Below are 26,691 nucleotides of genomic sequence, written 5' to 3'. Positions count from 1 at the left end.
GGCTCACTTCGTGATCCCTTCGTCTGCGGAGAATTCCTCGTCAACACTAGTGGACGCCGCTTCACCGGCGGCGGCCCGGGGCGAGGCGTGCGCGACGTCACGCGCGGCGTCCGCCGTCTTCGTCCCGGCACGGCGGCGCTCGACCCAGCCGTCGATGTTGCGCTGACGGCCGCGTGCGACAGCCATCTGGCCGGCCTCGACGTCACCGTCGACGGCGCTGCCGGCCGCGACGTAGGCGCCCGGAGCGATCGTGACAGGCGCGATGAGCACCGAGTCGGAGCCGACGAAACTGTGCGCGCCGACGTGCGTCGTGTGCTTCTTGACGCCATCGTAGTTGGCGAAGATCGTGCCCGCGCCGATGTTGGCGCCCTCACCGATGACGGCGTCGCCGCAGTACGTGAGGTGCGGCACCTTGGCGCCGTCACCGATCTGCGCGTTCTTCGTCTCGACGAACCCGCCGATCTTGCCCTTCGCGCCGAGTTCGGTGCCCGGGCGCAGGTAGCTGAACGGGCCGACGCTCGCACCGGCGCCGATCGTCGCGAGGTTGGCCTGCGTGCGCACGACGGACGCGTCGTCGGCCACCTCCGTGTCGACGAGTGTCGTGTCGGGGCCGATCTCGCAGCGCGCACCGACCGTCGTCGCGCCGCGCAGCTGGGTGTTCGGCTGGACGACCGTGTCGCGGCCGATGGAGACGTCGACGTCGACGAACGTCGTTGCCGGGTCGATGACGATGGCGCCGTCACGCATGACCTGCTCGACGACGCGACGGTTCAGCTCGCGGCCCATCGCGGCGAGCTGCACCTTGTCGTTGACACCCTCGGTCTGCCACAGGTCGGTGATCGTGTGCGCCTCGACGCGCCCACCGGCCGCGCGGGCCAGGGCGAGGACGTCGGTGAGGTACTTCTCGCCCTGGGCGTTGTCCGTCGTCACCTTCGCGAGGCTCTCACGCAGCACGATCGCGTCGAAGGCGTAGATGCCAGAGTTGATCTCACGGATGTCGAGCGCGTGCGCGAGCTTCGCGTCCCCGGCCTCGCGGGCGGCGAGAGCGTCCTTGTGCTCGATGATGCCGGCGACGGAACCGGATTCGTCGCGCAGGATGCGGCCGTAGCCCGTAGGGTTCTCGACCTCCGCGGTCAGCACGGTGACGGCGTTGCCGCCTGCCTCGTGCGCGCTCGTCAGGTCGACGAGGGTCTGCGTCGCGAGCAGCGGCACGTCGCCGTAGGTGACGAGGACGGTGCCGCTCAGGTCGGCCGGGAGGACGTCGAGGGCGCTCTCGGCGGCGCGGCCGGTGCCCTTGATCTCGTCCTGATCGGCGATCGTCGCGCCCGGCTCGAACTGCTCGATGTGCGCGGCGACGACGTCGCGCTGGTGACGCACGACGACCGCTAGATGCTGCGGCTGCGTGCCGCGCGCCGCGTCGATGGCGTGGCCGAGCAGGCTGCGGCCACCGATCGTGTGCAACACCTTCGGGATGTCGGACTTCATGCGGGTGCCCTCGCCGGCGGCGAGGACGATGACGGCTGCGGGACGGGGTGCGCTCACGCGAGTGACTCCCTGCGGATCGACGATCGGTGGTCTGGCCCGCCCCGGCGGCCCACCCGGTGCGGGCGACGGGGCATATAGAGGTGACTCTACCGCCCACCACCGCCAGAGGCGCTGCGTGCATTCGTCGCGCTCCCCTGTACGCCTTCATGCTGGGTGCATGTCACAGGCGATCGGCGAGACCACCGTGCGGCACCAACACGTCGGGTGGTTGGAGCTGTTCTGCGACCTCGTCTTCGTCGTCGCCATCGAGCGCCTCACCCACCTGCTGCACGGCGACCCGGGTCGCGCGTTGCCGCGACGATCGGGCTCACGATGCTCGTGTGGTTCGCGTGGTTCAACGTGACGGCGCTGACGAACGTGCGCGGCGGCATCGGCCCACGCGGACGCCCGCTCATGTTCGCCTCGATGGCCGGCGTCGGCGTGCTCGCACTCGGGATCGAACCCCTCATCGACGGCCATCCGTGGCTGTTCGCCGTCGGCTACGTCATCGCGCGCACGGCCGTGTGGCCGCTGTGGTGGAGCGGACGACGCGGCGCCGGCGCCATGCGTCCGCTGCTGTGGGGCCCGGGCGTCAGCGCCCTGTGGCTGCTCACCCCGCTCGTGCCCGAGCACCTGCTCGGCTGGGCGCTCGCCGCCCTCGCCTTCCTCGAGATGGGCCTGTCGCTGCTGCGCCCGGACCGCAAGGAGTCGGACGCGCCTCGCCTCAGCGGCCCGCACCTGGTCGAACGCATCGGCCTGTTCGTCATGATCGTGCTCGGCGAGAGCGTCGTGCAGATCGTCGACTCCCTCGACACCGAACGCACGGCCATGACGTGGCTGACGGCCGACTGCAGCGCGCACCTGCACCCCGGATCGCTGACGTGCCTGTGCCTCGGAATGATTCTCGTGCACGTCGGCACGCAGTCGTTGACCCGTCAGGCGTTCGCGACGAACCTCGGCTGAAACCGCGACGCCGCCCGCAGACGGCCGCTGAGCGTGCACAGATGCATCGTGAACAGGCTGAGGCCCACGTAGAGCGGGCACGCGACGCAACGGGGGCGCCGCACGATCCGCAGGGCACCTGGCACGCGATCCTTGGCGGGTTGACGCAACTCGCGACGCATCTCGTCCCCGTCGTCGTCATCTGGTGGCTCGGCGGTCACTGGGCGCCGTGGATCGTCATCACGTTGCTGTTCCTCTACGTCTCCGCGGCCATCTCGGTGCAGGGGTACGGCGAGCGCCGCATCACGGCCTATGTCGAGACCATGCGCGCCGGCGAGGTTGCCGGTGGTACCGGCACTGTCGGTGGTGACGTCGCGGGCGCAGCCGGCGCGAGCACTGCTGACGACGCGACGAACGGCCGCGCCGAATGAGCCGCATGAGCACCGCCGCCAGTGCGCCCGACAGCGGCGCCTCCCCTGGCGGCCGCCCCGCTCCAGGGCGTGGTCGACGACTGGTGCGCCGGGTGGCGCGCGTCGTCGTCAAGCTGTTTCTCGTCGTGACGATCGCATCGTTGACGTTCAACGCCCTCGTGCGGCCGCCGCAGACGCTGCAGGCGCCCGACGGGCGCGACGTCGTCGTCGACGGCGCGCGCGTGCATTACCGCGTGTGGGGTGCGCACGGCACGCCGATCGTGCTCGTCCACGGTTTCGCCGAGTCGACGGTCGCGTGGTCGCTCGCGGCGCCGGAGCTCGCGAAGAACCACGTCGTCTACGCCGTCGACCTGCCCGGGGCGGGCTACTCGCAGTACACGGGCCACTACTCGATCGAGGATCAGGCGCGTGCCGTCACGGGTCTGATCGAGGCGTTGCACATCGAGCGGCCGGTGATCGTCGGGCACTCGCTGGGCGCGGCCGTCGTCGGGCGCGCGGCGCTCGATGCCCCGGGCGCCATCGGCGGTGTCATCTTCGCCGACGGCGACGCCATGGCCTTCGAGGGACGATCGGCCGACCCTGGTGCGTGGACGGGCGTCGTCTCGCGCCTGCCGTACGTCACGACCCTCTACCGACTCGGCACGCAGACGAACGTGTTCGCGCGCCCGATCTTCGACGACCACTGCGGTTCGACGTGTCGCGGCCTGCAAGGCCCCGACGCCGACCGACTGATCGACGCGTGGATGCGGCCGCTGCGCTCGCGCGACGCGGAGGACGCCATGCGCGTCATGGCCGCACACGCGATGACGCACCTGAGCCCCGAGCAAGTGCGCGCCATCCGCGTGCCGCGCGGCATCGTCTGGGGCGCCGAGGACGCGACGTCCGGCGGCTCGCTCCAGGTCGCGCAACAGAACTTCGCGGGCGCGCCGACGGCGACGATTCCGCAAGTCGGCCACCTGTCGATGGTCGCCGACCCGGCAGGTTTCGCGGCCGCGATCGAAACACTGCTGACGCGGCTGTGAACGCCCTGACGTCAGGCGTTCGCCTGCTCTGCGGCCTGCGTGGTCTCGTCGACGAACTCCCAAGCAGCACGGGCTTGGGTGACGTCGCCGGCCTCGGTGAAGCGGCGTGCTGCCTGCAGCGCGACGGCCGTCGCCTGCGTGATGTCGCCCTGTTCGCCGTAGGCGTGGGCGGCTGCGAGGTACAGGCGCCCCTGCGTGCTCGGCGGCAGGTCGGCATCCTCGAGGGCGGCGCGGATGTCATCGAGCGCCTCATCCACGTGCCCCTGCGCCCGCGCGAACCGCGCACGCACGATGGCGAGGGTCGCCAATTCATCGGCGCTCTCGAGCAGGTCGAGGCGGCTCTTCGCTTCGCGTAACAGTTCCGCGACCCCGTCCTCGCAGCCGGCCTGGAGTCGCTCTTCCGCCGCAACGCGCGGAAAACGAGCCCAGTTACGGAAGTCTGCGGTGGGCGACAGGAGTTGGTTCGCTCGATCGTGCGCAGCCTTGCCGGCCTCGACGTCACCGCTGTGCCACGCCACGTTGCCGAGCACCCACTCGGCCAGGCCGCGAGTCGGGGTCTCCTCGAGCGCTGCGGCTGACTCTTCGAGCTCGTGGGCGTAGGCGCCGGCATCGTCATGCCCGGCTGAGATGGCGGCGATGAGTGCCTGCGCCGTCACGATCATGGGGAGGTGCGCGGACTGGCAGAGTCGCACGGCGTCCGCAGCGCTCGACGCGGCGAGCCGCGCGTCCCCGTCGAGACGCGCCGCCTTGGAAGTGAGGATGCCGGCCCGCGCTTCGAGCAAGCTGGAGCCGACCGCGCGCGCAGCTGTCAGGTGAGCCGTGGCCTCAGCGACTGCCTCGCGATAGTGCCCGAGGTCGATGTTGATCTCGACGAGCAAGGCACCGATGAGAAGTGTGATGTCGGAACGTCCGACCGTCGACAGCTGGCGGCGGGCGTCCTGCGCCTGTTCGAAGGCAAGACCGAATGAACCCTGGCGCCACGAAAGAACGGCCTCGGAGTAAAGAGCAACCGCCTCGGCCTCTCCCGCCTTGCGGCGCCCGAACCCGGACAGATCGGAGGCACTCCCGAGCGTGCCGGGCTCGAGATTCAGCTTGGTCTCGAAGTAGCGAAGCATGTCCGGGGTCGGGGTCCGACGGCCCGATTCGAGGTGAGAGACGTAGCTGACGCTGCACCTGTTGCCCGCCAGTTCTGTCTGCGAAAGGCCCGCCTGTTTGCGCGCTGCCTTCAGGCGTTCACCAAAACTCATCGGTAACTACTTCCAGCCCCACAAGCGAGGCATACTTGACACACAACTTGACTCAGCGTGGAGCAAGTTGTTGAACTCTCTACATTACGCATCATATCCAGGAGTGACCATGGCCATCTTCAAGAAGCTTTCCGCATCCGCTGCGCTCGTGGCTGCCGCCGCGGGCCCGACGGTGGCCATCGTCGCCGCCAACTCGGCTGACGCAGCGCTGGCGAGCTCCGCTCACCACCTCGTGGTGAAGACCGGCGAGCACCGCATGTCGGACACCTGGCCGGCCTGATCATCCGCCAACTGCGTAACGTCGCGTGCCCCGTAGCCCCAAAGGCTGCGGGGCACGCGTCGTTCGTCGAGCACTCGCTGTCCACGAGGGCGTTACTCGGCGCCGCCAGGGCCCATCCCTGCCCGCTGCACCCGGAGCGCCGTCGCCCACAGGCGGACCACCATTGTCGTCAGCTCGCGATGCACGAGCACCGTGACCCACGTGAGAGCCCTCATGACCCCGACTGACGCGACGGTGTGCCGCTGACGGCGACCTCCGTTCGCACGACGACGCGGAAGCACAGACACCATCCCCACTCCCCGGTACGACGAAGCCGTCGGCACGCGTGTTGCGTGCCAACGGCGTCTGCATGAGTGCAGGGTCAGCGTCGATGAGCCGTCACCCGCCCGTGACATCGGTGATCCACTGGCGGCTGTCCGTCAGGTTGGCGTAGTTGGAGCCGGTGTGGATGTCGGAGCCGGGATCGGTGGAGTCGCCCGTCGAGCAGACGCCAACGATCTGACCGTTGACGATGAGCGGGCCACCCGAGTCGCCGTGATTCGAGGAGCCGTTGACGCCCTCGAGGTGTATCGCGCGACCACCGTAGGCCTCGGCGCTCTCACCCAGGACGGAGACGCCGGCCTTGTAGAGCCCCGACGTCGGGACGCGGTAGGCGCGCAGGCTGTAGCCCTCGATGACGCCGGAGTCGCCCGCCGTCGCGTCGTAGGAGTCCGCGAGTGGCATGTTCTGGTTGACGAGGGCCGGCTCGATGAGATGCGCGAGCACGACGTCGCCGTTGGACGAGCTCTGCATGGCGTCGACGGCGATCGGCGTGCCGCGGTTCGAGGTGGAGTTGGAGAGGTAGACGTTCATCGACGTGTCACCGTCGGTGCCAGGTGCCTCGGCCTGCTGGCCGGCCGCTTTTTATACATGACTGTATAGGCGACATGCATTTGTCGCATTGCGAAAACATGGATCACCCTGACGGATTCGGCGCAGAAGTGGGTCGTTGCCGCACCAAGCTGCGGTTCTCGCGGCCGACGTCGCGCGGAGGGAAGCGCCATCGTCACGCATTCGTCCTGAGAAGTTCCCCAGGAAGATGTTCCCTGCTCTCGCCGCTGCCGGCGTGGGTGCCCTGACCCTGGCCGCGGCCGCGCCGTCGATGGCGGCCGACTCGCCTGCGACGCCCAGCACGACCGGGGACCACGCCAAGTCGACGATCGTCGGCAGCCTTCAGCACACGCCGATCGAGTTCTGGTGCTCGAAGGGGATGCCGAACCACGTCATCGCAGTGGGCACGGTGAAGACGCCGGAGGCGACGGTGACGGTGAGCGAGCCGCAGCTGCACGAGACGCACACGATGGGCCCGGTGACGCACGACAAGCCGCTCGTCATCTTCTCGAAGATCAACCAGGCCGGGAAGACGGTGACGATCACCGTCAAGGGCAACACGAGCGGGTCGGCGTTCAGCGTCACCGGCACGATTCCGGCGACGTGCAAGGGTCTGCCGACGGTTCAGCCGAACGGCACCGTCATTCCCCCTGCCCAGCCGACGAAGCCGATGCCGGGCACGCCCACTCCGACGAAGCCCGCCCCGAAGCCGATCGACCCGAAGGTGCAGACGGACCTCGTCGCGTCGCGGAGCTCCCCGACGTCCGGTGAGCTCGGCCTCGCCGGACTCGCGTTCGCGGCCATCGCCGCCGGGGGTGCCGCGACGTCTCGTCATCGCTGATCGGCGTCACGTCCCGCGTGATCTTCGCCCGGAAACGCGTCGACGATGACGCGCTCTCGGACGATGATGGTCGGGCTTTCAGGCTCCCCGGGTTGGAATCGAACCAACGTCGCTAGTCCTGATTCAAAGTCAGGCGGCCCCTGCCAGCAGAGCAACCGGGGAACGTCCGCGAAGCGCGGACCGCACAAGAGTAGTTCACGCCGGGCCGCGCTGCACTCCGTCGACGCACCGACGCGTCCCCGCGATCTACGGCGCGGACCGCGCCTCGGACCGCGTCAGCCCGCCCGGGCGCCCCAGGTCTCGGCTGCGACCTCCCGCCCACCCGGCACAATGGTGGGCATGACGACTCCTCGCCGCACGCGCATGTCGGGCACCCAGCGTCGCGAACAGCTCATCGACGTGGGGCGCCGCACGTTCGCGGAACGAGGCGTCGCGGCGGCGACCGTCGAGGAGATCGCGGCGGCGGCGGGCGTGACGAAACCCGTCGTCTACGAGCACTTCGGCGGCAAGGAAGGCTTGTACGCCGTCATCGTCGACCGCGAGACGCGCAGCTTCCTCGACCACATCGCGAGCGCCCTGACCGACGACGGCACACCCCGCGAACTCTTCGAACGCGCCGTGACCGCCCAACTCAGCTACATCAGCGCCAACCCCGACGGTTTCCGTGTGCTCATCCGTGACGCCCCGTCCTGGCACTCGACGGGCTCCCTCGCGAGCCTCATGTCGGACATCGCCACAAAGATCGAGAACGAACTCTCCCGCGTCATGTCGCGCCGCGAGATCGACCCCCGTTTCGCGCCGATCTACGCGCAGATGCTCATCGGCATGGCCGCCCTCACCGGCGACTGGTGGATCGAGCACGGCCAGGAATTCGACGCCACCGAGATGGCCGCCCACATGGTCAACCTCGGCTGGAACGGACTCACCGGCCTCGACGCCACGCCCACGCTCGTCGCGGCCGCGCCGGTGGCCAGCGGCGAGCCTGACGTCGACAACATGGTGGCACCGATGGGCCTGGGCGACGACGAGACGGACGACGACATCGCGTGACGAGGGCTGACGCCGTCTGCCGAGGGCAAGTCTCTCGACATCAAGTTTCTTGACGAGCGATAGACTGACGGCATGTCACTCACCGGTTCGCCGCGCCCTGCCGACTCGAACCGTGCTTTCGGCCCAAGGGGCGCCGACGACATCGCGTCTGCGACGTCGACCGCTCCCGACGGCAAGCCGCACCATGACGAGGTCGACGTCATCGTCGATGCCTGGGCGAGCGTCCGCCCGGGGCTCGACACGACGCCACTCGAAGTGCTCTCGCGCATCAGCCGTATCGCGCGGCGCCTCGACCAGGCGCGCAACGCCGTCTTCACCGAGCATGAACTCGACGGCTGGGAGTTCGACGTGATGTCCGCCCTGCGCCGCGCAGGCGAACCGTTCGAGCTCTCCCCCGGCGCCCTCGTGCAGAAGACACTCGTCACCTCCGGCACGATGACGAATCGCGTCGACGGACTCGAACGACGCGGCTTCGTCTCCCGTCAACCATCGCCGAGCGACCGCCGCGGCGTCCTCGTCCGGCTGACCCCCGCGGGGCTGCGGGCCGTCGACGCCGCGTTCGACGCGCTGCTGCATCACGAGCGCCGCCTGCTCGCCGGCATGGACGACGACGCTCGCGCTCACCTCGCCGCGTCGCTGCGGACGCTGCTCACGGCCGTCGAGAGCTGACCGCGAGGCACCTCAGTCGTCTTCGGTGCGGACGGTGCTCGACGTCCTGGATGCAGGCTCCGACAGCGCCGTCGGAAGAGATCCGGTCGGCGCCAGCTTCTCGACGAGGGCGGTGATGTCCGCGACGAGCCCGCGTCCCACCGGTAGCCGTGCGAGCATCAGCATGCGCGCGAGGATGGGGGCGACGCCGTCGATGAGCGTCATCGTGCGCGCCCGCTGCTCGCTGTCATCGCACACCCAGTGCAGCGTGATGCCGAGATAGACGAGCCACAGCAACATCGGCAACTGGCGTCGCAGTGCGCCACCCGGCACGCCCTTCGAGCGTTCGAGCACGTCGGTGACGAGGCCGATCGCATCGTCGCGCGCCTGCGCCGACGCTCCCGACAGCGGGCTCGTGCCCGACGACGCCTGCAGCGCCGTCGTCAGCAGCGTCGAACCGAAGCCGTGGTACGGCTCCATGACGTCGATGCCCGCCCGCCACAGCGCGCATAGGTTGTCGGCAAGCGGCGCTCCGTCGCGGATGGCGGCCAGCGCAACGTCGCGATGCTCGGCCTGGAGGCGCAGGTACAACTGCTGGACGAGCGCGTCCTTGCCGTCGAAGTAGTAGTACGCATTTCCTTGCGAGACGCCGGCTTCCGCGGCGATCGCGCGCATCGTCGTCTTCTCGTATCCGTGCTCGCGGAACATCGCCAACGCCGTCTCGACGAGGGCTTCACGCGTCTGCTCCGACTTCGTCGTCATGCGCTCAGTCAACCACGCTGTTGAACACGTTCAACGGCGCGCGCGGGGTCGTCGAGCCCTCCTAGACAGTCGTTCACGGCGCCTGGTGTGGCAAACGGCGCAGCGCCGCCAGGCGCCGCGCGCGACCGGAACACGCGCTCAGTTCAGGCGAGCACCTCGGCGGCCTCGAGCCAGTCCATCTCGAGTTCGTCCTTCTCGGCGAGCACGGCACGCAGCTTGACGTCGATCTCCGCGGCCTTGCCGTAATCGCTTGCGGCAGCGGCGAGCTCGTCGTGCAGCTTGGTCTCGCGCTCGGCCAGCTTCGCGAGCTGACGTTCGATGCGCGCCACCGTCTTGCGCGCCTCGCGCTCCTCGGCGGCGCTCACCACGCGTCCGCCGGCGCCAGCGCCTGCTGCGTCGTCAGCCGCGAGCGAGGTCGCATCGACCCCCTTCGCCGCCGCGCCCTGACGCTCGAACGCCGCCTGCGCCTGCAGGTGGTGCGCACGCAGCTCGAGGTACTGCTCGACCCCGCCGATGAGGTCGAGGATCTTGCCGTCTCCGAGCAAGGCGACCTGGCGATCGCACATGCGCTCGAGCAGGTACCGGTCGTGGCTGACGACGACGAGTGTGCCTGCCCAGCCGTCGAGGACGTCCTCCATCGACTGCAGCGTCTCGATGTCGAGGTCATTGGTCGGCTCGTCGAGCAGCAGCACGTTCGGCTCGCTCATGAGCAGGCGGAGGAACTGCAGTCGTCGACGTTCGCCACCCGACAGCTCCGACACCCGCGCCTGCTGACGTCCCCCGGAGAAGCCGAGCCGCTTCGCGAGCTGCGAGGCGGACGTCTCCTTGCCGTCGAGCATGATGTAGCTCGCCACGTCCTCGATCGCCTCGATGACGCGCCAGCCCTCGACGTCGTCGAGCTCGCGCACCTCCTGCGTCAGGTACGCGATCTTGACGGTCTTGCCCTGCTTGCGTTTGCCCGCCGACAGCTCCTGGGTTCCCGCGATGGCGCGCAGCAGCGTCGACTTGCCCGCGCCGTTGACGCCGACGATGCCGGTGCGCTCGCCCGGCGCGAGCCGCCACGTCTGCTTCGTCAGCAGTTCGCGCCCGCCGAGCGTGACGGACGCGTCGACGAGGTCGATGACATCCTTGCCGAGCCGCGTCGTCGCGAACCGGACGAGTTCGACGTCATTGCGCGGATCCGGTTCGTTCGCGATGAGCGCGTTGGCCGCGTCGATGCGGAACTTCGGCTTGCTCGTGCGGGCCGGGGCACCGCGCTGCAGCCACGCGAGCTCCTTGCGCAGCAGGTTCTGGCGACGCTCCTCCGTCGCGGCCGCGATGCGTGCACGTTCGGCCTTCGCGAGCACGAACGCGGCGTAACCGCCTTCGTACTGCTCGACGCGTCCGTCGATGACCTCCCACGTGTTGGTGCCCGTCGCGTCGAGGAACCACCGGTCGTGGGTGATCGTGACGAGCGCCGAGTCGCTGCGTGTGCGGCGTGCGTTGAGGAAGTCGGCGAGCCATTGCACGCCCTCGACATCGAGATGGTTGGTGGGCTCGTCGAGCAGCAGCAGATCAGGGTCGTCGACGAGCAGCTTCGCGAGCGCGATGCGACGGCGCTCGCCACCGGACTTGGGGCCGACGACGTCGTGCAGATCCATTCCCGGCAACAACCCGTTGATGACCTCGCGGATGCGGGCCTCCCCCGCCCACTCGTGCTCGGCGCGATCACCGACGACGGCCTGCAGCACCGTCCACTCCGCAGGAATCGTGTCCGCCTGCGTCAGCATGCCGACGGTGACGCCGTTCGCCATCGTCAGACGCCCCGAATCGACCTCGTGCACACCCGCGAGCACCTTGAGCAGCGTCGACTTGCCTCCACCGTTGCGGCCGACGATGCCGATGCGCTCACCGCCGCCGATGCCGAGCGACACCGAATCGAGCAACTGCTGGGTGCCGAGGGCGAGCGAGATCTTCTCAGCGGACAGGAGGTTGGCCATGCCCGCGATTGTCTCACCGCCGTGTCACGTCGCCCAAAGCTGATGATGCGGCGCCCGTCAGAGCAGGTGCCGGACCGAGACGAGCGCTCGCCACGCCGTCCGTCAGATGTGGACGTAGTTCGCAGATGGGGACGTAGATCGCCGATGTGGATGGCAATCGCGAGGGTGGACGAAAATCGCAGGGTGGCAAGGCGGGGCGGGTCGGGGGTTCGGTCGGGGCGTCAGGAGGCGGAGGTGATCTGGGCGCCGTGGGGAGTGGAGGCGGCGAGGACGTAGTCGTCCGCGAGGTCACCGGCAGCGAGCACGTTGCGCAGCGCGACGGCGTCCTTGCGGCTCGCCATGAGGAACGCCACCGTCGGGCCCGAACCCGAGACCATCGCGTTGAGGGCACCCATCTCCAGGCCGAACTCCATCAGGGCGCGCAGCCTCGGCATGAGCGACAGCGCCGCAGGCTCCAGGTCGTTGTGCATGGCGACGGCGACGCCGTGGACGTCACCGGAGCGGACGCTCGCGAGCAGGCCGTCCGACGGAGAGGGCTCAGGCACGCGGTGGCCCTCCCGCAGCCGGTCGCACTCGGCGTAGACGGCGGGCGTGGACAGCCCCTCGTGCGTCAGCGCGAACAACCAGTGGTAGGTGCCCGTCGCGAGCACCGGCACGATCTTCTCCCCGCGCCCGGTGCCGAGCGCCGTGCCTCCGGTGAGGGCGAACGGGACGTCTGAGCCGAGCTGCGCGGCGAGCTCCTCGAGCGTCGCGCGCGACAGGCCGAGCCCCCAGAGCGCGTCGCAGGCGACGAGCGTCGCGGCGGCGTCTGCCGATCCGCCCGCCATGCCACCAGCCACCGGGATGGCCTTGCGAATCGCGATGGCGCAGCGGCCGTCGACGCCGTACGAGGTGGCCATGAGCTGCGCCGCTCGCCAGGCCAGGTTCGACTCGTCGCACGGCACGACGTCCGCGCCGAGCCCCGTCACCGTGAGCGAGAACTCGTCGGCCGACGTGACATCAACCTCGTCGAACAGGTCGACGGCATGGAACGTCGTCGCGAGGTCGTGAAACCCGTCGGCTCGGCGTGGCCCCACGCACAGCTCGAGGTTGACCTTCGCAGGCACCCTCACGCTGACGCGGGTGATCTGTGCGCTCGAAGCCGTCATGCCCCCACCCTATGCATGGACCGCCCTCCGGGCAGCCACCCGAGCCAACAGGCGCCGTCCGCCACAGTGTTGGGTGGGCATTGCGGCCGGAGGACGACTCAGTCCTGCGTCGCCGCCGCGTGGGCGGAGGCGATGGCGGCGAACTCGTCGATACCGAGGCGCTCGCCTCGCGTCCGCGGGTCGATGCCCGCCGCCACGAGTGCCGCCTCGGCCCGGTCGGCGCCGCCCGCCCAGCCGGCGAGGGCAGCCCGCAGCGTCTTGCGGCGCTGTGCGAACGCGGCGTCGATGCACGCGAAGACCTGTGCGCGCGTCGCCTCCGTCGTCGGTGGGTCACGACGCACGAGCGAGACGAGACCCGAATCGACGTTCGGGGCCGGCCAGAAGACGTTGCGTCCGACGCGGTCGGCGAGACGCACGTCGGCGTACCAGGCGGCCTTGACGCTCGGCACGCCGTAGACCTTGCTGCCCGGCTCAGCTGCGAGGCGCTGCGCGACCTCGAGCTGCACCATGACGAGCACGCGCTGCAGCGACGGGAAATGCTCGAGGAAGTTGAGGACCACGGGCACCGACACGTTGTACGGCAGGTTCGCGACGAGCGCGGTCGGTGCCGGCTCGAGCGAGTCGACCGTCATCGCATCCGCTTGGACGACGTTCAGCTTCGATGCGTGCTGCGGCGCGAACCGCTCCACCGTCGCGGGAAGCTGCGCCGCCAGGTTCGGGTCGACCTCGACGACGCTGAGATGCGCGACGGCCGGCAGCAGCGCGAGCGTCAACGACCCGAGCCCCGGGCCCACCTCGACGACGGTGTCGTCGGCCCCGACCCCTGCCAGGCGGACGATCTTGCGCACCGTGTTCGGGTCGATGACGAAGTTCTGCCCCCACGTCTTCGTCGGACGCACCCCGTGACGCTCGGCGAGCTCGCGGATGTCGGCGGCACTCAACAGGCCCGTCGTGTCGTCACGGCCTGCGGGCGTCGCGTCGTCGTCATGCATGACGCCAACCCTATCGGCACATGCGAAGACCCGGCCCGCCCCACGAGGGGACGAGCCGGGTCTTCATGACCGGGCGCGCGGTGCGCGTCAGGTGTCGATCAGGCTGCGTGGCCGCAGGCCCACGGCTGCAGGCCGCGCTGGGCGTAGACCTTGTTCGCGATGGCGATCTGCTGCTCACGGGTCGCGAGGTCGGCGCGCGGGGCGTAGGCGCCGCCGCCGGAGCCGAGCCACGTCTGGTTGTCGAACTGCAGGCCGCCGTAGTAGCCGTTGCCCGTGTTGATGTGCCAGTTGTTCGTCGACTCGCAACGAGCGATGCGGTCCCACATGCCCGAGTTGGCGGCGGCCGGAGCGGCAGCGCTCTTCTGCGTGCGCTGGGCCGACGAGGCGTAGGTGCGCTGCTTCGGCGCGCTCTGCTGCGTCACGGCCTTGCGGGCGGTCGAACGCGACACCTGGGTCTGCTGCGACTGCTGCGGCGCCTGCTGAACGGCCTGCTTCGTACCGATCGTGACGACGCGGCGCACGGCGTTGCGCGTGACGGTCGTGTCGATCACCTTGGAGGAGACGACCTTCTCGCCCTTCTTGGCGCTGCGGTACGTCACCGTCTCGGCGCCCGAACGGCCTTCCTGCGTCACCTTGGACGTGCCCTTGGGCATGTCGGCGCTGTAGACGTACTTCGTCTTCGCCGGGATCGTCTGGACCTGGCTCCAGTTGACGTACGTGACGGCGGGAGCAGCGGCCTTGGCGGGCGTGGCGGGCTTGGCCGGCAGAGCCTGACGGGCCTGCGAACGCGAGGCGCGCTCGGCCTGCGTCTGCTTCGGCACAGCCTTCGTCGTGGACGGCTTCGGCGCAGCCTTCGTCGTGGACGGCTTCGGCGCAGCCTTCGTCGTGGACGGCTTCGGCGCAGCCTTCGTCGTGGACGGCTTCGGCGCAGCCTTCGTCGTGGACGGCGTCGAGGTCGCGGACTTCGTCGGCGTCGAGCTCGAGGAGATCGAGGGAACGTCGGACGCGGTCTTCGAGTCGCTCGAACCGCAAGCGGCCAGCGTCGAAGCGGCTGCCACGGCAGCGGCCGCGGCGATCGTACGAGAAGTGGTGCGGGTGGTCGAGAACGTCATCATGCTCCGATGTCGAAGGTCCCTCACTGGCGGCGCGCAGAGCACCGAAGGCTCGGTGCGAAGCGCTCGGCTCAGGCCTGCGCTCCAGCCCGTCGACCATGGGGTCGAGGGCACGTCCGTGTGATCCAGACTCGGGTTAACCCGGACAACACTGCCGAGGCAACCCGCGAGGGTCAAATTCAGATAACGGAACCGTAACGGATACTGCGACGCGATGGGGCGTCAGGTGCGGCATCCCGGGAAATCTTCCGCTGCAGTGGGATTCGTCACACGCGGTGCCAGCCCCCTTGCGTCGATCGCTGCGCTATGGAATCACGCGCGTGACGCTCACCACGGCCCGTAGACGCGCTCGGACGTCTCCGACAACGCCGCACACAGCGCCGGGACGTCGACGTTCTTGACCTCGGCGAGCGCTCGCACCGTCAGCGGCACGAGGTACGGCGCATTGGTCGCCCCGCGGTGCGGCGACGGCGTCAGGTACGGCGCATCCGTCTCGACGAGGAGCTGCTCGAGCGGCACCTGTGCGAGTGCCGCCCTCAGTTCGCGGGCGTTCTTGAACGTCACGACGCCGGCGACGCTGACGTAATAGCCGCGCTCGACGCACTCGCGCGCCATCGCGACATCACCGCTGAAGCAGTGCAGGACGGTCTTCTCAGGCGCGCCCTGCTCGGCGAGGATGCGCATGACGTCCTCGTGCGCCTCACGGTCGTGGATCTGCAGCGCCTTGCCGAAGCGCTTGGCGAGCTCGATGTGCCACCGGAAACTCTCCTGCTGCACCGCGACGCCGTCGGGGCCGGTGCGGAAGTAGTCGAGCCCGCTCTCACCGACGACACGCACCCGCGGGTGGGCCGCGATGCGCTCGATTTCGGCGTATGCGGCGTCGAGCTCGCCCGCGGCGTACAGCTTGGGCGCCTCGTTGGGGTGCAGCGCGACGCCGCCGAGCAATTCGGGGTGGGCGTCGATGACGCGCTCGGTGAAGCGCGCGCCCGCAAGATCACACCCCACCTGCACCATCCGATCGACGCCGACCGCGACGGCCTCGTCGATGACGGCGCGCACGTCGGGTGGCGCGCCGCCGTCACGGGAGATGTCGAGGTGAGTGTGATTGTCGACGACCGGTGACGGCAGCGGCTGCGGCGGCGTCGGCTTGTCGCTGCGGCGCAGGTTTGGGTCGCTCACGCCGAGATGTTCATTCGCTCGAGTTCCTCCTCGACCACCGCCGGGTCGAACTTCTTGAACGCCGGCTTCGGCTTCGCGATCGGCGTGCCCGGCGCGGCGTCACGCGGCTGCCAGCGCGGCGTGGCCGAGTACTCGCCCGTGATGATGCGGTACGGACGTCCGTCGTCGAGGTCGGTGACCTCCTTCGCGACCGGCATCGGCATGAACTCCCCCTCACCGCCCATGACCTCGTGCACGAGATTCGCGGAGAACGGCACGAACGGCGCCATCATCGTGTTGAGGTCGACGACGCACTGCGCGAGCGTGTGCAGCACCGTCGCGAGACGCTCCCGCTCGTCCTCACCCTTGAGCTTGAACGGCTCCGTCACCGCGACGTACCGGTTGACCTCGCCGACGAGACGCATCGTCTCCGTGAGGGCCGCCTTGAGACGGTTGCGCTCGATGAGCGCACCCACCGTCGCGAACCCGCCGCGCACCGCGTCGAGCACCTCGCGGTCGACATCGGCCAACTCGGACGGCGCCGGGATCTCACCGAAGTTCTTGTGGATCATGCTCGCCGCACGATTGACGAGATTGCCCCAGCCCGCGACGAGTTCCGAGTTGTTGCGCTGCACGAACTCGGCCCACGTGAAGTCCGCGTCCTGACTCTCGGGGCCGGCCGCGACGATGAAGTACCGCAACGGATCGGGACCGTAGCGCTCCAGCACGTCCTTGACGTAGATGACATGCCCCCGACTCGTCGAGAACTGCTTGCCCTCCATCGTCATGAACTCGGACGAGACGACCTCCGACGGCAGGTTGAGATGCCCGAAAGGACTCTCCACCCCGCCCTTCGCGCCCTCGCCATTCGCAGCAAGAAGCTCAGCGGGCCAGATCTGCGAATGAAAGACGATGTTGTCCTTCCCCATGAAGTACTTGGAAACCGCGACTCCGTCGCTGTTTCCAAGTACTTCCGATGCCTTCTGGGCTCCGACGCTGCCCTCGTCGGACGTCGCACGCTCCGCCCGAGCGAGCTCCGCATCTCCGCCCGTGCTCGCAGGCGCGTTCCACCACTCGCGCCACTTGTCGGGCTCGCCGAGGCGACGTGCCCACTCGATCGAGGCCGACAAGTAGCCGACGACGGCGTCGAACCACACGTACAGACGCTTCGTCGGCTGCTCGCGCCATCCGTCGAGCGGCACGGGAATGCCCCAGTCGATGTCGCGCGTCATCGCGCGCGGACGGATCTCCTCGAGGATGTTCTGGCTGAACTTGATGACGTTCGGGCGCCACGTGCCCGTCGCCTCACGCCCGTCGAGCCACGACGACAACGCGTCCGCGAGCGCCGGCAGGTCGAGGAAGAAGTGCTGCGTCTCGATGAACTCCGGCGTCTCACCGTTGATCTTGGAACGCGGATCGATGAGATCCGTCGGGTCGAGCTGGTTGCCGCAGTTGTCGCATTGATCGCCGCGCGCCTCCGCGTACTTGCAGATCGGGCACGTGCCCTCGATGTACCGATCCGGCAGGGTTCGCCCCGTCGACGGGCTGATGGCGCCCGACGTCGTCTGCTCGACCATGTACCCGTTCTCGTGCAGCGCGAGGAACAGCTTCTGCACCACCTCGTAGTGGTTCGCCGTCGTCGTGCGCGTGAACAGGTCGTAGCTGAGGCCGAGGCCGACGAGGTCGTCGACGATGATGCTCGCGTTCTCGTCCGCGAACTCCTGCGGCGTCTTGCCCGCCTTCTCCGCCATGATGACGATCGGCGTGCCGTGCTCGTCGGTGCCCGAGACCATGAGCACGTCATGACCCGCCATGCGCATGTACCGGCTGTAGACGTCGGAGGGCACACCGAAACCGGCGACGTGCCCGATGTGGCGGGGGCCGTTGGCGTACGGCCAGGCAACAGCGGAGAGAACCTTGGTCATGGGCCCATCCTAGGAGCCGCCGCCGACAACCGCTCTCTCGTGTCACCTCCCCTGCCGCGCCCCGAGGTGGCCCCGGCGAGGAGCGCACGCCGACGAGGTCGACTCAGTGCAGTCCGCTCTCGTGCGCCGCGTGGCTCGCGGGCTCGAACTGCAGCGTCGAGTGGTCGACGTCGAAGTGGCCGACCAGGCACTCGAGCACCTCGTCGAGCAGCCGCGGGGCGTGCCCGTCGTGGAAGCACTCGTCGTCGATGACGAGGTGCGCCGACAATGCCGGCAGGTCGCTCGTCACGCTCCACACGTGCAGGTCGTGCACGTCGCGTACGTGATCGACCTCGAGCATGTGCGCGCGGATCGCCTCGACGTCCGTGCCGTCCGGCGCGCCCTCGAGCAGCACGCGCCCGGCCTGCGCGACGAGCCCTGCCCCCGCGTGGAACATGAGAGCGACGACGATGAGCGTCGCGACGGCGTCGGCGCGCATCCACCCCGTCGCCCAGATGACGGCGGCGGCCACGGCCGTACCGATGAACCCGTACAAGTCGGTGATGATGTGACGGTACGCGCCCTCGACGTTGAGCGACGTCCGGTTCGCGCGGGCGAGCAGCATGCCCGCGGCGACGTTGACGACGACGCCCGCCAGGGCGACCGCGAGGACGGGTTTCGGCTCGACCTGCGGCGGGTCGACGAGGCGCCGCACCGCCTCGACGAGCAGCACCGCACCGAGCAGCAACAACGTGATGCCGTTGCCGAGGCCGGAGAGGATCTCGGCGCGCTTGAACCCGAACGTCAACCGCGCGTTGGCGGGCTTCGCAGCGAGGTGGATCGCCCACAGCGCCAACGCGATGGCGGCGGCATCCGTCAGCATGTGCGCCGCGTCCGACAGCAGCGCGAGCGAACCCGTCGCGAAGGCCACGACGACCTCGGCGAGCATGTAGAGCGCGAGCAGCGCGAGGGCTGCGCTCAGGTAGCGCCGGTCGGCGTCAGCACTCGGAGCATGGCTGTGGGCGTGGCCGCCATGTCCGTGGCCGTCATGCGCAGCCTGCTGCTCATGGGCCTCGCGCCCGTCATGCGATTCGTGTCGTGTGCCCACGCGCCACCTCCTCGGTCGGCACAATGCTAACGGCCCTCATCGACGGCTGAGTCACGTGATGCGCGCTGCGTCAGTCCTGACTGACTCGACGCGCATCATGTGACTCAGCTGCACCGGCGTCGTTCGGGGGAATGCCCGCGGCTGTGCCAGAGTTGACGCAGTGTTTCGCCGGGGCCGGAGGCGCCGGCGGTCGTTGACCCGAAGGACGTGCCATGTTCGCAGCGCTCACCGGGGCGGGCCTGTCCGCCGCCGCCGGTCTCAACGCCTACATCCCGTATGTCGTCGTCGCTCTGCTCGCGCGCTTCACCGACGTGATCACGCTGCCCTCCGGGTTCTCGTGGGTCGAGAGCACGCCGTCGATCGTCATCGCGTCGATCCTTCTCGTGGGCGAGATCATCGTCGACAAGATCCCGGCCCTCGACAGCGTCAACGATGCGCTCGGCACGATCGTGCGCCCCGCCTCGGGCGCCGTCGTCTTCGCGGGGACGGCGGCCGCCGCGAACCTCGACAACTCGCCGTGGATGACGCAGCATCCGTGGGTCGGCCTCATCGGCGGCGCCATCGTCGCGGGCATCTTCCACACGGGAAAGGCCGCCGCGCGCCCCGTCGCGAACGTCGGGACGGGTGGGTTCGCCGCGCCCGTCCTGTCGACGGCGGAGGACGCGACGTCGATCCTGCTCAGCCTCGCGGCCGTCTTCGCGCCGATCCTCGCGCTCGTGCTGCTCGCCGTCGTCGCGTGGGTGATGTGGCGGCTGTGGCGCCGGGTCGTCGCAATGCGTGAGCGCCGCGCCGCGCGCGCCGCGGTCTGAGAGCGCCCGGCCCATGTCGTTTCCCGCCCTCGCCGCCGACTCCGCGCTCGAACACCGCCTTCGGCGCCGTCGTCTCGTGCGCAACATCGTCGCGGCGCTCGTCATCGCGCTCGTCGTGTTCGGGGTGATGCGGACGTGGCACGCCGTCACCGCCTCGGGTCAGAACCCGCACGTCGCGACGAAGACGGTGACGCTCATCGCCGCCGAACCGCGAGACGACGGCGTCCACGTGCGGGCGCGACTCGACGCGCCGTCGGTCGATGCGACCTCACACGAACTCGAAGCCGTCATCCCGACCGCGACGTGGAACCTCACCCATGCGCTGTGGGCCTGCTACCCCCCGAACGACCCGGCCCGCGGCAGCCTGCGCACGCCCCTCGACCCCGGTTGCGTGTACTTCGTCGACGCCCAGGACTGACGACCGGGCCTGCGGTTGCTCGGGGGCGCTAACCGTCAGCGCGCCGCGAGAGCAGCGTCGTACAGGGTCTTCTTGGACAGGCCGCTCGCCTGGGCGACCTGGCCGCACGCGTCCTTGAGCCGCACTCCCCCGGCGACGAGATCGAGCACCGTCGCGACCGCATCCTCGAGCGACGCCTCGCGAGGTTCGGCACCCTCGACGACGACGGTGATCTCGCCGCGTGCCCCGTCGAGGGCCCACGCCGCGAGTTCGCGCAGACCACCGCGGCGGACCTCCTCGTACGTCTTCGTCAGTTCACGACAGACCGCGCCGCGCCGCTCGTCGCCGAACGCGTCGGCCATCGCCTCGAGCGTCACCGCCAAACGGTGCGGCGCCTCGAAGAACACCATCGTGCGTGCCTCGTCGGCGAGCGCCGCGAGCATGCGGGCGCGTTCGCCGGCCTTGCGCGGCAGGAACCCCTCGAAGCAGAACCGGTCGACGGGCAGCCCTGACACCGCGAGCGCCATGAGTACGGCCGACGGGCCGGGCACGCACGTCACCGTCAGGTCGCGTTCGACACACGCGGCGACGAGGCGGTACCCCGGGTCGCTGACGCTCGGCATCCCGGCGTCGGTGACGAGCAGGACGCGTTCGCCTGCGGCGATGCGCTCGACGATCTCGCCCGTGCGCTGGGCCTCGTTGTGCTCGTGGTAGCTCATCATCGACCCGCTCGGGGTGACGCCCAGCGCGTCGCAGAGCCGCTTCGTCCGCCGCGTGTCCTCCGCGAGGATCAGCGGCGCGCTCGCGAGTTCGTGCGTGAGACGCGGTGCCGCGTCCGCCGGGTCGCCGATCGGCGTCGCGGCGAGAACGAGGGCGGGGACGGGTGCTTCGGTACTCACGCGGCCATGGTGTCACGCTGGCGCAGGCGCGCCTCGTGCCCGCCGCGGGTCGACCTGGGTCACGGGGCGTGACGTCGGAGCGGGCCCCTCCTGTCAGTGCCACCGACTACGCTGGCCAACCGGGGCAGACCGTCCCACCGCCAGCCCGCGAGGATCGAGGACGCCACCGGTGAACGCCACCCTGACTGACGCCCCGTCGTCCGCCACCCGCGTCGACACCGACGGCCATCCCGACCGTGACGAGTTGATGCTGCGCGAGCGCCTGCTCGGCGCCCCGGCGAGTGCGCAGCAGAAGTTGTGGAGCTGGTTCGGCCCCCTGACGGTCATGCTGATCGGCGGTTTGCTGCGGCTGTGGGATCTGGGTCGCCCGCATCAGCTGATCTTCGACGAGACGTATTACGTCAAGCAGGGCTGGTCGATGATCCTGTACGGCCACGAACGCAAGACGCCCGCGAACATGCCGGAGCCGGACGCGTTCTTCACGCACGGCCAGGTGCCGACCGTGTACGGCACCGAACCCGACTTCATCGTCCATCCGCCGTTCGGCAAATGGATGATCGGCGCCGGCGAGCACCTGTTCGGCATCACCTCCTCGTTCGGCTGGCGCATCGCGGTGGCACTCACCGGCACGCTCGCGATCCTGCTCGTCGGGCGCGCCGCCTGGCACCTGTTCCGCTCGGCGACGCTCGCGACGATCGCGGCGCTGCTGACCGCGTTCGAGGGCATGGAATTCGTCATGTCGCGCACGTCGATCCTCGACGGGCTCGTCAGCTTCTGGGCTCTCGCCGGGTTCGTCGCGATCCTCGCCGACCGCGACCGCAGCCGTCGGATCCTCGCGCGCAAGGTCGCGCAGCTGCGTCGTGACGGCGACTGGTCGTTCGATGCGAAGCAGCGCCTCGCCGGCCCGTCGCTCGGCCTGCGCCCGTGGCGCTGGGTCGCCGCCGTGTGCCTCGGCCTCGGCATGGCGACGAAGTGGTCCGACGGGTTCTATCTCGCCGCGATCGGTCTGCTCACCGTGTTCTGGGATCTCGGAGCGCGCCGCGCCGTCGGCGTCCGCCGCTGGCTCTCGGCGACCGTCATCAAGGACGCCGTCACCGGGGCGCTCATCATCGTCCCCACGGCATGCCTGACATATCTGCTCACCTGGGCCGGATGGTTCCACTCGAACGACGCCTGGGGACGCAACTGGGCCGCGAGCAACCCGGCGACCAAGAACACCGGGTTCGCACCCGATTCGAGCCTGTTCTCGTGGCTGCCCGACAGCCTGCGCAGCCTGTGGCATTACCACATCCAGATGTACGACTCGGCGGAGAGCATCACGTCGCCACACACGTATCAGTCGAACCCGTGGTCGTGGATGGCGCAGACACGCCCCACCTCGTTCTTCTACGAGGCGCCTGCGAAGGGCGATCAGGGGTGCTCGGTCACGGAATGCTCCAAGGCGATCACCTCGCTCGGCAACGTCACCATCTGGTGGTTCGGCATCGCCGCCCTGCTCGTGTGCATCTTCATGTGGGCGCTGCGCCGCGACTGGCGTGCCGGGACGCTCATCGCACTCGTGCTCGCCGGATGGCTGCCCTGGTTCAGCTATCAGGAGCGCACCGTCTTCACGTTCTACGCGGTCGTGTTCGCGCCCTACGTCATCCTGGCCGTCACGTACTGCCTGGGCTTGATCCTCGGACCCGCCACCGCGAGCCTGCGACGGCGACGCATCGGCGCCGGCGTCGTCGGTGCGTACGTCGTGCTCGCCGTCGCGACGTTCGTCTTCTTCTGGCCGATCTACACCGCGCAGGTCATCCCCCACGACCACTGGAGCTGGCGGATGTGGCTGCCGTCCTGGATCTGACGGGGGCTTCCGGCGCGGGTCGCGTACCGACCGGCGGTCGAGGCTCGTGATGCCGGCGGCGGAGCCCGCGGCTTCGCCGATCACCAATGCGCGACCTCTCATCGTGCTATGACCCAGGTCACGATCTGGGTACGAATCGGCTGACGCGCGGCGGGGCGATTGTCCGATGCGATACGAGCCGTCAGAGTTCTCCACATGAACGCACCCCATCCGCCCGCTGACGGCGAAGCTCTCAGCAGCGGCCTCAAGCCGCGCCACGTCACGATGATCTCGATCGCCGGCGTCATCGGCGCCGGCCTCTTCGTCGGCTCGGCCTCGGCGATCAAGCTCGCCGGCCCGTCGGTCCTCATCGCCTACGCGCTGGCCGGGACGCTCGTCGTCCTCGTCATGCGCATGCTCGGCGAGATGGCGACGGCCAACCCCGATTCCGGCTCGTTCTCCGTCTACGCCGACCGCGCGCTCGGCAAGTGGGCGGGCTTCTCCATCGGGTGGTTGTACTGGTGGTTCTGGGTGCTCGTCATCCCCGTGGAGGCGACGGCCGGCGCGAAGATCCTCTCGGGCTGGATCGACTGGCCCCAATGGGTGTTCGCTCTCATCATCACCGCGTTGCTGACGGTGACGAACCTGTTCTCCGTCGCCAACTACGGCGAGTTCGAGTTCTGGTTCGCGCTCATCAAGGTCATCGCCATCGTCGGGTTCATCGTCCTCGGTGTGCTCGCGATCCTCGGCATCCTTCCCGGCTCGCACGCCTCGGGGCTGCACGGATTCACCGACCACGGCTTCTTCGCCGACGGCTGGAGCGGCGTCCTCGCCGCCATGCTGACGACGATGTTCACGTTCATGGGCACCGAGATCGTGACGATCGCCGCGGCCGAGTCGAAGAACCCGGTCGAGGGCATCCGCAAGGCCGTCAACAGCGTCATCTGGCGCATCTCGCTGTTCTACCTCGGCTCGATCTTCGTGGTCATCGCATTGACGACGTGGAACTCCCCCTCGTTGCAGAAGAATGGCTCCTACCAGGAGGCGCTCAACAACATGGGTCTGGAGAATCTGGCGAGCGTGCTCGACTTCGTCATCCTGACCGCCGTCGCGAGCTGCCTCAACTCCGCGCTCTACACCGCGAGTCGCATGGCGTTCAGCCTCGGCCAGCGCGGCGACGCACCCAAGGCGTTCGCGCGCATCAACCGACGCGGCGTGCCGCAGGTCGCGATCCTCGTCTCCGTCGTCGTCGGCTTCGTCGCCGTGTTCGGCAACTACCTGCTGCCGGAGAAGATCTTCACGTACCTGCTGTCGACGTCAGGCGCCATCGCGCTCATCGTCTACCTCGTCATCGCCGCGACGCAGCTGCGCTCGCGCGCCGCGATGAACCGTGTCGGCGCACGCCCGGCCGTACGCATGTGGGCGTTCCCCGTCCTCACCTACGTGACGATGGCGTTCATCGTCTTCACGATCGTCGCGATGGCGCTGCGCGCCGACCAGCGCCTCAACCTATGGCTGACGCTCGGCCTCACCGCCGTCGTCGTCGGCATCGGCATCGCTCGCTACGGCGCGAAGGCCGGCAGCGAGGAATCGATCCTCGAAGCGGTCGAAGCATCGCCGCACGTCGACACCGAGACCAGCGAGCTCGCACGCCACGAACGTCACCCGTGACGCGCGCCTGACCCGAAGCTCGCGCGGCGCGCCGCCCACGACGATGTGGGCGGCGCGTCGCCATTCGGGCGTCATCGCGGCTCTACACTCACGCCATGGCCTCGACGATCTTCAGCGTGATCCTGCTCCTGCTCGCCCTCGTGGCCTTCCTCTACGGGCGCCACCTGCGCCGCGCGGGGCGGAAGCAGGCCGTCCCGGACTCACGGGGCGAGGCGGCCACGACCGGTCGTGCCCGCGCGGGTGATCTCGACGCATCGGATGACGGTGTAGAAGATGTCGACGCCGACGACAGCGATGATCTCGACTCCGGCGCCTCCCCCGCCCGCGGGTTCCTGCACGCCGCGCGTCCCGAGGCGCCGAGCACGCGGGCTCGCGCGCGTCTGGCCTACCTCGTCTCTGCGGCCTGCGCGACGCTCGCCGTCATCGTCCTCGCCGTCGCGAGTTCCGTCGTCGTGCCGACGAAAGAGATCGGTGTCGTGACGACGTTCGGCAAGCCGACGGGCAGCCTCAGCAATGGCTTCCACCTCAAGGCGCCGTGGCAGAAGGTGACGTACATGGACGCCGCGATCCAGACCGACAGCCACACCGCCGACGACAAGAGCTGCATCAACGTGCGCATCGCCCACCAGGCGACGGCGTGCGTCGACGCGTCCATCCGCTGGCGCATCCGCCCCGACGCCTCCGACGCGCTGTTCCAGAACTACCGCGAGTTCTCCAGCATCCGCTCGAGCCTCGTCGACCGGCAGCTGTCCTCGAGCCTCAACAAGGAGTTCGCGTCCTACGACGCCCTCGCCGTCGACGAGAAGGGCAACCCGACGACCCCGACGCTCGCGAAGCTCTCAGAGGACGCGACGAAGGACATGCGCGACCAGATCGGCGACCAGATCGAGGTGCTGTCGGTGATCATCCCGGTCATCAAGCTCGACGACAACACGCAGTCGAAGGCCAACGCGCTGCTCGCTCAGGTCGCGCAGACGCGCATCGCCGAGCAGGGCGTCAAGACGGCCGAACAGCAGGCGAAGGCCAACGAAGCGCTCGCGAAGTCGGTGAGCAAGGACCCGAACGTCCTCGTCTCCAAGTGCCTCGACATGGTCGAGGGCGGCAAGGTGACGCTGCCCGCAGGCTTCTCGTGCTGGCCGTCCTCGGGCTCCGCCGTCGTCGTCCCCTCCACCGGCTCCTCGTCGAAGTAACCCCCGCCCCCCTGCGATTCTCGTCCCCCTTCGCGAATCTCGTCCACATCGGCGAACGGCGTCCCCCTTCGCGGATCTCGTCCACATCGGCGATTTTCGGCCGCATTCAACGGACGTTGTGGCGTTGGGGTCGGTGAGCGGCGTTTCAACGCGTCGGGCGGATTCGTTGTCACAGCGCGAAGCGTCACCCTGACCGCGGACTCGCGCCGCACTGCACCGACCCACGCTTTCACCGATGAGGACGGGGGAAGCACGCAGCGCGCCGGGGCGGGCGAGTAGCCTGACACCATGCGTACCTGGGCCATCGCCACCGTCACACCCCTGCTCGTCCTGACCGCGTGCTCCGCCCAGACCCACCGCTTCGACACCGCGACGGAACTGCGCAGCGCAGCCGTCAACGCAGGCCTGCACTGCACCGGGTACAACCCGACGACGCCGCCCGCGGGCGCCTCCAGCTCAGGCGAATGCGTCGGCGGCACCCACGCCATCTTCGTCGTCTACGACGGCGAGAACGCAGCCAAGAAAGCCATCACCGACGCGACCGGCAAACTGACGGGCGACGACGCCGTCCTCGCCGGCCCCAACTGGTACGTCATGAGCAGCACCTCAGCCCTCGACGGCATCAAGGACTCCATCGGAGGAGACATCAAGAGCAAGTAGGCGGCGGCCGAACCCGGACTTGAGACGCGCTCTTTGCGCGTCAGCGCCAAAGGCGGGGCTCGGCACGCACTTCGCGCGTCGGAGCCATGGGGACTCCGTCATCCTCGTTCCGCTGCGGCGGCTCCTCGAATCACAGTGTTCGACAGATGTGAATACAGACAGCCACCCGGACAAAAATCTTGTCCGGGTGGCTGTCTGTATTCATCTCGGTGGAGCTATGGG

The 26,691-nt window shown here is 69.1% G+C and carries 27 protein-coding genes and 1 tRNA gene; 15 read left to right on the top strand and 13 right to left on the bottom strand.

Translation table 11 applies throughout. The annotated features are described in order from the left end of the window. Window positions 1–3: 3 nt before the first annotated feature. Window positions 4–1,542, bottom strand: a complete 1,539-nt coding sequence (gene glmU, locus J4Z35_RS12705; protein WP_074041145.1) for a bifunctional UDP-N-acetylglucosamine diphosphorylase/glucosamine-1-phosphate N-acetyltransferase GlmU — start codon at window positions 1,540–1,542, stop codon at window positions 4–6. A 160-nt stretch (window positions 1,543–1,702) separates the two neighbouring features. On the opposite strand from glmU, the gene J4Z35_RS12700 reads away from it, so the two are divergent. Genes J4Z35_RS12700 through J4Z35_RS12685 form a run of 4 tightly spaced genes read left to right on the top strand, consistent with a single transcriptional unit; the run spans window position 1,703 to window position 3,919 of the window. After that, the gene (locus tag J4Z35_RS12700) at window positions 1,703–1,888 is read left to right on the top strand and encodes a low temperature requirement protein A (RefSeq protein ID WP_074041146.1); all 186 of its coding nucleotides are present in this window, start codon (window positions 1,703–1,705) and stop codon (window positions 1,886–1,888) included. After that, on the top strand, window positions 1,858–2,487 hold the full coding sequence (locus J4Z35_RS12695) for a low temperature requirement protein A (RefSeq protein ID WP_074041147.1): 630 nt from the start codon (window positions 1,858–1,860) through the stop codon (window positions 2,485–2,487). Before J4Z35_RS12700 ends, J4Z35_RS12695 begins: the two co-directional genes overlap by 31 nt. A 41-nt stretch (window positions 2,488–2,528) precedes the next feature. Continuing rightward, entirely contained in the window at window positions 2,529–2,897 is a 369-nt protein-coding gene (locus tag J4Z35_RS12690; protein WP_143181300.1) for a hypothetical protein, read from the top strand. Between the two features lie 5 nt (window positions 2,898–2,902). Then, a complete protein-coding gene (locus J4Z35_RS12685; protein ID WP_171969887.1) occupies window positions 2,903–3,919 on the top strand; it encodes an alpha/beta hydrolase in 1,017 nt (338 codons plus the stop codon). An 11-nt stretch (window positions 3,920–3,930) separates the two neighbouring features. Here J4Z35_RS12685 and J4Z35_RS12680 read toward each other — a convergent pair whose 3' ends face one another. Next, window positions 3,931–5,166 carry a helix-turn-helix transcriptional regulator gene (locus J4Z35_RS12680; RefSeq protein WP_074041150.1) on the bottom strand — a complete coding sequence of 412 codons (1,236 nt, stop codon included), beginning with the start codon at window positions 5,164–5,166 and terminating at the stop codon, window positions 3,931–3,933. Between the two features lie 109 nt (window positions 5,167–5,275). Here J4Z35_RS12680 and J4Z35_RS12675 point away from each other — a divergent pair, with 109 nt between their 5' ends. Beyond that, window positions 5,276–5,446, top strand: a complete 171-nt coding sequence (locus tag J4Z35_RS12675; protein ID WP_171969888.1) for a hypothetical protein — start codon at window positions 5,276–5,278, stop codon at window positions 5,444–5,446. 378 nt (window positions 5,447–5,824) lie between these two features. On the opposite strand, the gene J4Z35_RS12670 is transcribed toward J4Z35_RS12675, so the two are convergent. Further along, a complete protein-coding gene (locus J4Z35_RS12670; protein ID WP_074041151.1) occupies window positions 5,825–6,298 on the bottom strand; it encodes a trypsin-like serine protease in 474 nt (157 codons plus the stop codon). 253 nt (window positions 6,299–6,551) lie between these two features. On the opposite strand from J4Z35_RS12670, the gene J4Z35_RS12665 reads away from it, so the two are divergent. Then, window positions 6,552–7,157: a hypothetical protein gene (locus J4Z35_RS12665; RefSeq protein ID WP_143181301.1), complete on the top strand. Its 606-nt coding sequence runs from the start codon at window positions 6,552–6,554 to the stop codon at window positions 7,155–7,157. An 83-nt stretch (window positions 7,158–7,240) separates the two neighbouring features. Here the strand turns inward: J4Z35_RS12665 and J4Z35_RS12660 are convergent. Then, a tRNA-Gln gene (locus J4Z35_RS12660) sits at window positions 7,241–7,319 on the bottom strand. Window positions 7,320–7,496: 177 nt separating this feature from the next. Between J4Z35_RS12660 and J4Z35_RS12655 the strand changes: the two genes are divergently transcribed. Then, on the top strand, window positions 7,497–8,207 hold the full coding sequence (locus J4Z35_RS12655) for a TetR/AcrR family transcriptional regulator (RefSeq protein ID WP_231729579.1): 711 nt from the start codon (window positions 7,497–7,499) through the stop codon (window positions 8,205–8,207). Between the two features lie 72 nt (window positions 8,208–8,279). Continuing rightward, entirely contained in the window at window positions 8,280–8,876 is a 597-nt protein-coding gene (locus tag J4Z35_RS12650) for a MarR family transcriptional regulator (protein ID WP_082740921.1), read from the top strand. A 12-nt stretch (window positions 8,877–8,888) separates the two neighbouring features. On the opposite strand, the gene J4Z35_RS12645 is transcribed toward J4Z35_RS12650, so the two are convergent. From J4Z35_RS12645 to J4Z35_RS14770, 5 genes are all read right to left on the bottom strand, one after another. Then, window positions 8,889–9,617 (bottom strand): TetR/AcrR family transcriptional regulator, encoded by a 729-nt coding sequence (locus tag J4Z35_RS12645; protein ID WP_006946800.1) that lies wholly within the window; start codon window positions 9,615–9,617, stop codon window positions 8,889–8,891. A gap of 143 nt (window positions 9,618–9,760) precedes the next feature. Next, a complete protein-coding gene (locus J4Z35_RS12640) occupies window positions 9,761–11,596 on the bottom strand; it encodes an ABC-F family ATP-binding cassette domain-containing protein (protein WP_074041152.1) in 1,836 nt (611 codons plus the stop codon). Between the two features lie 221 nt (window positions 11,597–11,817). Then, window positions 11,818–12,744, bottom strand: coding sequence for a 4-(cytidine 5'-diphospho)-2-C-methyl-D-erythritol kinase (locus J4Z35_RS12635; RefSeq protein ID WP_038569193.1), 927 nt, complete (start codon window positions 12,742–12,744; stop codon window positions 11,818–11,820). 98 nt (window positions 12,745–12,842) lie between these two features. Further along, window positions 12,843–13,736: a 16S rRNA (adenine(1518)-N(6)/adenine(1519)-N(6))-dimethyltransferase RsmA gene (gene rsmA / locus J4Z35_RS12630; RefSeq protein WP_006946797.1), complete on the bottom strand. Its 894-nt coding sequence runs from the start codon at window positions 13,734–13,736 to the stop codon at window positions 12,843–12,845. 98 nt (window positions 13,737–13,834) lie between these two features. Continuing rightward, window positions 13,835–14,557, bottom strand: coding sequence for a resuscitation-promoting factor (locus J4Z35_RS14770; protein WP_074041248.1), 723 nt, complete (start codon window positions 14,555–14,557; stop codon window positions 13,835–13,837). A gap of 10 nt (window positions 14,558–14,567) precedes the next feature. Between J4Z35_RS14770 and J4Z35_RS14875 the strand changes: the two genes are divergently transcribed. After that, window positions 14,568–14,972, top strand: coding sequence for a hypothetical protein (locus tag J4Z35_RS14875; RefSeq protein ID WP_074041247.1), 405 nt, complete (start codon window positions 14,568–14,570; stop codon window positions 14,970–14,972). A 203-nt stretch (window positions 14,973–15,175) separates the two neighbouring features. Here J4Z35_RS14875 and J4Z35_RS12615 read toward each other — a convergent pair whose 3' ends face one another. From J4Z35_RS12615 to J4Z35_RS12605, 3 genes are all read right to left on the bottom strand, one after another. Continuing rightward, window positions 15,176–16,027, bottom strand: a complete 852-nt coding sequence (locus J4Z35_RS12615; protein ID WP_006946782.1) for a TatD family hydrolase — start codon at window positions 16,025–16,027, stop codon at window positions 15,176–15,178. Beyond that, a complete protein-coding gene (gene metG, locus J4Z35_RS12610) occupies window positions 16,024–17,931 on the bottom strand; it encodes a methionine--tRNA ligase (RefSeq protein ID WP_006946793.1) in 1,908 nt (635 codons plus the stop codon). Before metG ends, J4Z35_RS12615 begins: the two co-directional genes overlap by 4 nt. 103 nt (window positions 17,932–18,034) lie before the next feature. Continuing rightward, on the bottom strand, window positions 18,035–19,018 hold the full coding sequence (locus J4Z35_RS12605) for a cation diffusion facilitator family transporter (RefSeq protein ID WP_074041246.1): 984 nt from the start codon (window positions 19,016–19,018) through the stop codon (window positions 18,035–18,037). 212 nt (window positions 19,019–19,230) lie between these two features. On the opposite strand from J4Z35_RS12605, the gene J4Z35_RS12600 reads away from it, so the two are divergent. After that, entirely contained in the window at window positions 19,231–19,827 is a 597-nt protein-coding gene (locus J4Z35_RS12600; protein ID WP_074041245.1) for a DUF4126 domain-containing protein, read from the top strand. A 13-nt stretch (window positions 19,828–19,840) separates the two neighbouring features. After that, window positions 19,841–20,245: a hypothetical protein gene (locus J4Z35_RS12595; protein WP_006946813.1), complete on the top strand. Its 405-nt coding sequence runs from the start codon at window positions 19,841–19,843 to the stop codon at window positions 20,243–20,245. A gap of 35 nt (window positions 20,246–20,280) precedes the next feature. Here the strand turns inward: J4Z35_RS12595 and rsmI are convergent, their stop codons facing one another. Beyond that, on the bottom strand, window positions 20,281–21,123 hold the full coding sequence (rsmI, locus tag J4Z35_RS12590) for a 16S rRNA (cytidine(1402)-2'-O)-methyltransferase (RefSeq protein ID WP_006946759.1): 843 nt from the start codon (window positions 21,121–21,123) through the stop codon (window positions 20,281–20,283). Window positions 21,124–21,292: 169 nt separating this feature from the next. Between rsmI and J4Z35_RS12585 the strand changes: the two genes are divergently transcribed. The 4 genes from J4Z35_RS12585 (at window position 21,293) to J4Z35_RS12570 (ending at window position 26,469) form a co-directional block, all read left to right on the top strand. Next, the gene (locus J4Z35_RS12585; RefSeq protein WP_082740816.1) at window positions 21,293–22,969 is read left to right on the top strand and encodes a phospholipid carrier-dependent glycosyltransferase; all 1,677 of its coding nucleotides are present in this window, start codon (window positions 21,293–21,295) and stop codon (window positions 22,967–22,969) included. Between the two features lie 195 nt (window positions 22,970–23,164). Continuing rightward, window positions 23,165–24,619: an amino acid permease gene (locus J4Z35_RS12580; protein ID WP_208065637.1), complete on the top strand. Its 1,455-nt coding sequence runs from the start codon at window positions 23,165–23,167 to the stop codon at window positions 24,617–24,619. A gap of 95 nt (window positions 24,620–24,714) precedes the next feature. Next, entirely contained in the window at window positions 24,715–25,809 is a 1,095-nt protein-coding gene (locus J4Z35_RS12575) for an SPFH domain-containing protein (RefSeq protein WP_208065636.1), read from the top strand. Window positions 25,810–26,097: 288 nt separating this feature from the next. Further along, window positions 26,098–26,469, top strand: coding sequence for a hypothetical protein (locus J4Z35_RS12570; protein ID WP_208065635.1), 372 nt, complete (start codon window positions 26,098–26,100; stop codon window positions 26,467–26,469). The last annotated feature ends 222 nt before the right edge of the window (window positions 26,470–26,691 follow it).

The sequence above is a fragment of the Dermacoccus sp. NHGro5 genome (assembly GCF_017565385.1).
Lineage (GTDB): Bacteria > Actinomycetota > Actinomycetes > Actinomycetales > Dermatophilaceae > Dermacoccus > Dermacoccus nishinomiyaensis.
The sequence above is the reverse complement of the archived record's forward strand: the minus strand, read 5'-3'. Positions and strand labels throughout refer to the sequence as shown.

What these genes read in the sequence shown, in the direction of transcription:
- J4Z35_RS12700 (WP_074041146.1), top strand. Translation starts at nt 1,703, where the DNA reads ATGTCACAGGCGATCGGCGAGACCACCGTGCGGCACCAACACGTCGGG.
- J4Z35_RS12695 (WP_074041147.1), top strand. Translation starts at nt 1,858, where the DNA reads ATGCTCGTGTGGTTCGCGTGGTTCAACGTGACGGCGCTGACGAACGTG.
- J4Z35_RS12690 (WP_143181300.1), top strand. Translation starts at nt 2,529, where the DNA reads ATGCATCGTGAACAGGCTGAGGCCCACGTAGAGCGGGCACGCGACGCA.
- J4Z35_RS12685 (WP_171969887.1), top strand. Translation starts at nt 2,903, where the DNA reads ATGAGCACCGCCGCCAGTGCGCCCGACAGCGGCGCCTCCCCTGGCGGC.
- J4Z35_RS12680 (WP_074041150.1), bottom strand. Translation starts at nt 5,166, where the DNA reads ATGAGTTTTGGTGAACGCCTGAAGGCAGCGCGCAAACAGGCGGGCCTT.
- J4Z35_RS12675 (WP_171969888.1), top strand. Translation starts at nt 5,276, where the DNA reads ATGGCCATCTTCAAGAAGCTTTCCGCATCCGCTGCGCTCGTGGCTGCC.
- J4Z35_RS12670 (WP_074041151.1), bottom strand. Translation starts at nt 6,298, where the DNA reads ATGAACGTCTACCTCTCCAACTCCACCTCGAACCGCGGCACGCCGATC.
- J4Z35_RS12655 (WP_231729579.1), top strand. Translation starts at nt 7,497, where the DNA reads ATGACGACTCCTCGCCGCACGCGCATGTCGGGCACCCAGCGTCGCGAA.
- J4Z35_RS12650 (WP_082740921.1), top strand. Translation starts at nt 8,280, where the DNA reads ATGTCACTCACCGGTTCGCCGCGCCCTGCCGACTCGAACCGTGCTTTC.
- J4Z35_RS12645 (WP_006946800.1), bottom strand. Translation starts at nt 9,617, where the DNA reads ATGACGACGAAGTCGGAGCAGACGCGTGAAGCCCTCGTCGAGACGGCG.
- J4Z35_RS12640 (WP_074041152.1), bottom strand. Translation starts at nt 11,596, where the DNA reads ATGGCCAACCTCCTGTCCGCTGAGAAGATCTCGCTCGCCCTCGGCACC.
- J4Z35_RS12635 (WP_038569193.1), bottom strand. Translation starts at nt 12,744, where the DNA reads ATGACGGCTTCGAGCGCACAGATCACCCGCGTCAGCGTGAGGGTGCCT.
- rsmA (WP_006946797.1), bottom strand. Translation starts at nt 13,736, where the DNA reads ATGCATGACGACGACGCGACGCCCGCAGGCCGTGACGACACGACGGGC.
- metG (WP_006946793.1), bottom strand. Translation starts at nt 17,931, where the DNA reads ATGACCAAGGTTCTCTCCGCTGTTGCCTGGCCGTACGCCAACGGCCCC.
- J4Z35_RS12600 (WP_074041245.1), top strand. Translation starts at nt 19,231, where the DNA reads ATGTTCGCAGCGCTCACCGGGGCGGGCCTGTCCGCCGCCGCCGGTCTC.
- J4Z35_RS12595 (WP_006946813.1), top strand. Translation starts at nt 19,841, where the DNA reads ATGTCGTTTCCCGCCCTCGCCGCCGACTCCGCGCTCGAACACCGCCTT.
- J4Z35_RS12580 (WP_208065637.1), top strand. Translation starts at nt 23,165, where the DNA reads ATGAACGCACCCCATCCGCCCGCTGACGGCGAAGCTCTCAGCAGCGGC.
- J4Z35_RS12575 (WP_208065636.1), top strand. Translation starts at nt 24,715, where the DNA reads ATGGCCTCGACGATCTTCAGCGTGATCCTGCTCCTGCTCGCCCTCGTG.
- J4Z35_RS12570 (WP_208065635.1), top strand. Translation starts at nt 26,098, where the DNA reads ATGCGTACCTGGGCCATCGCCACCGTCACACCCCTGCTCGTCCTGACC.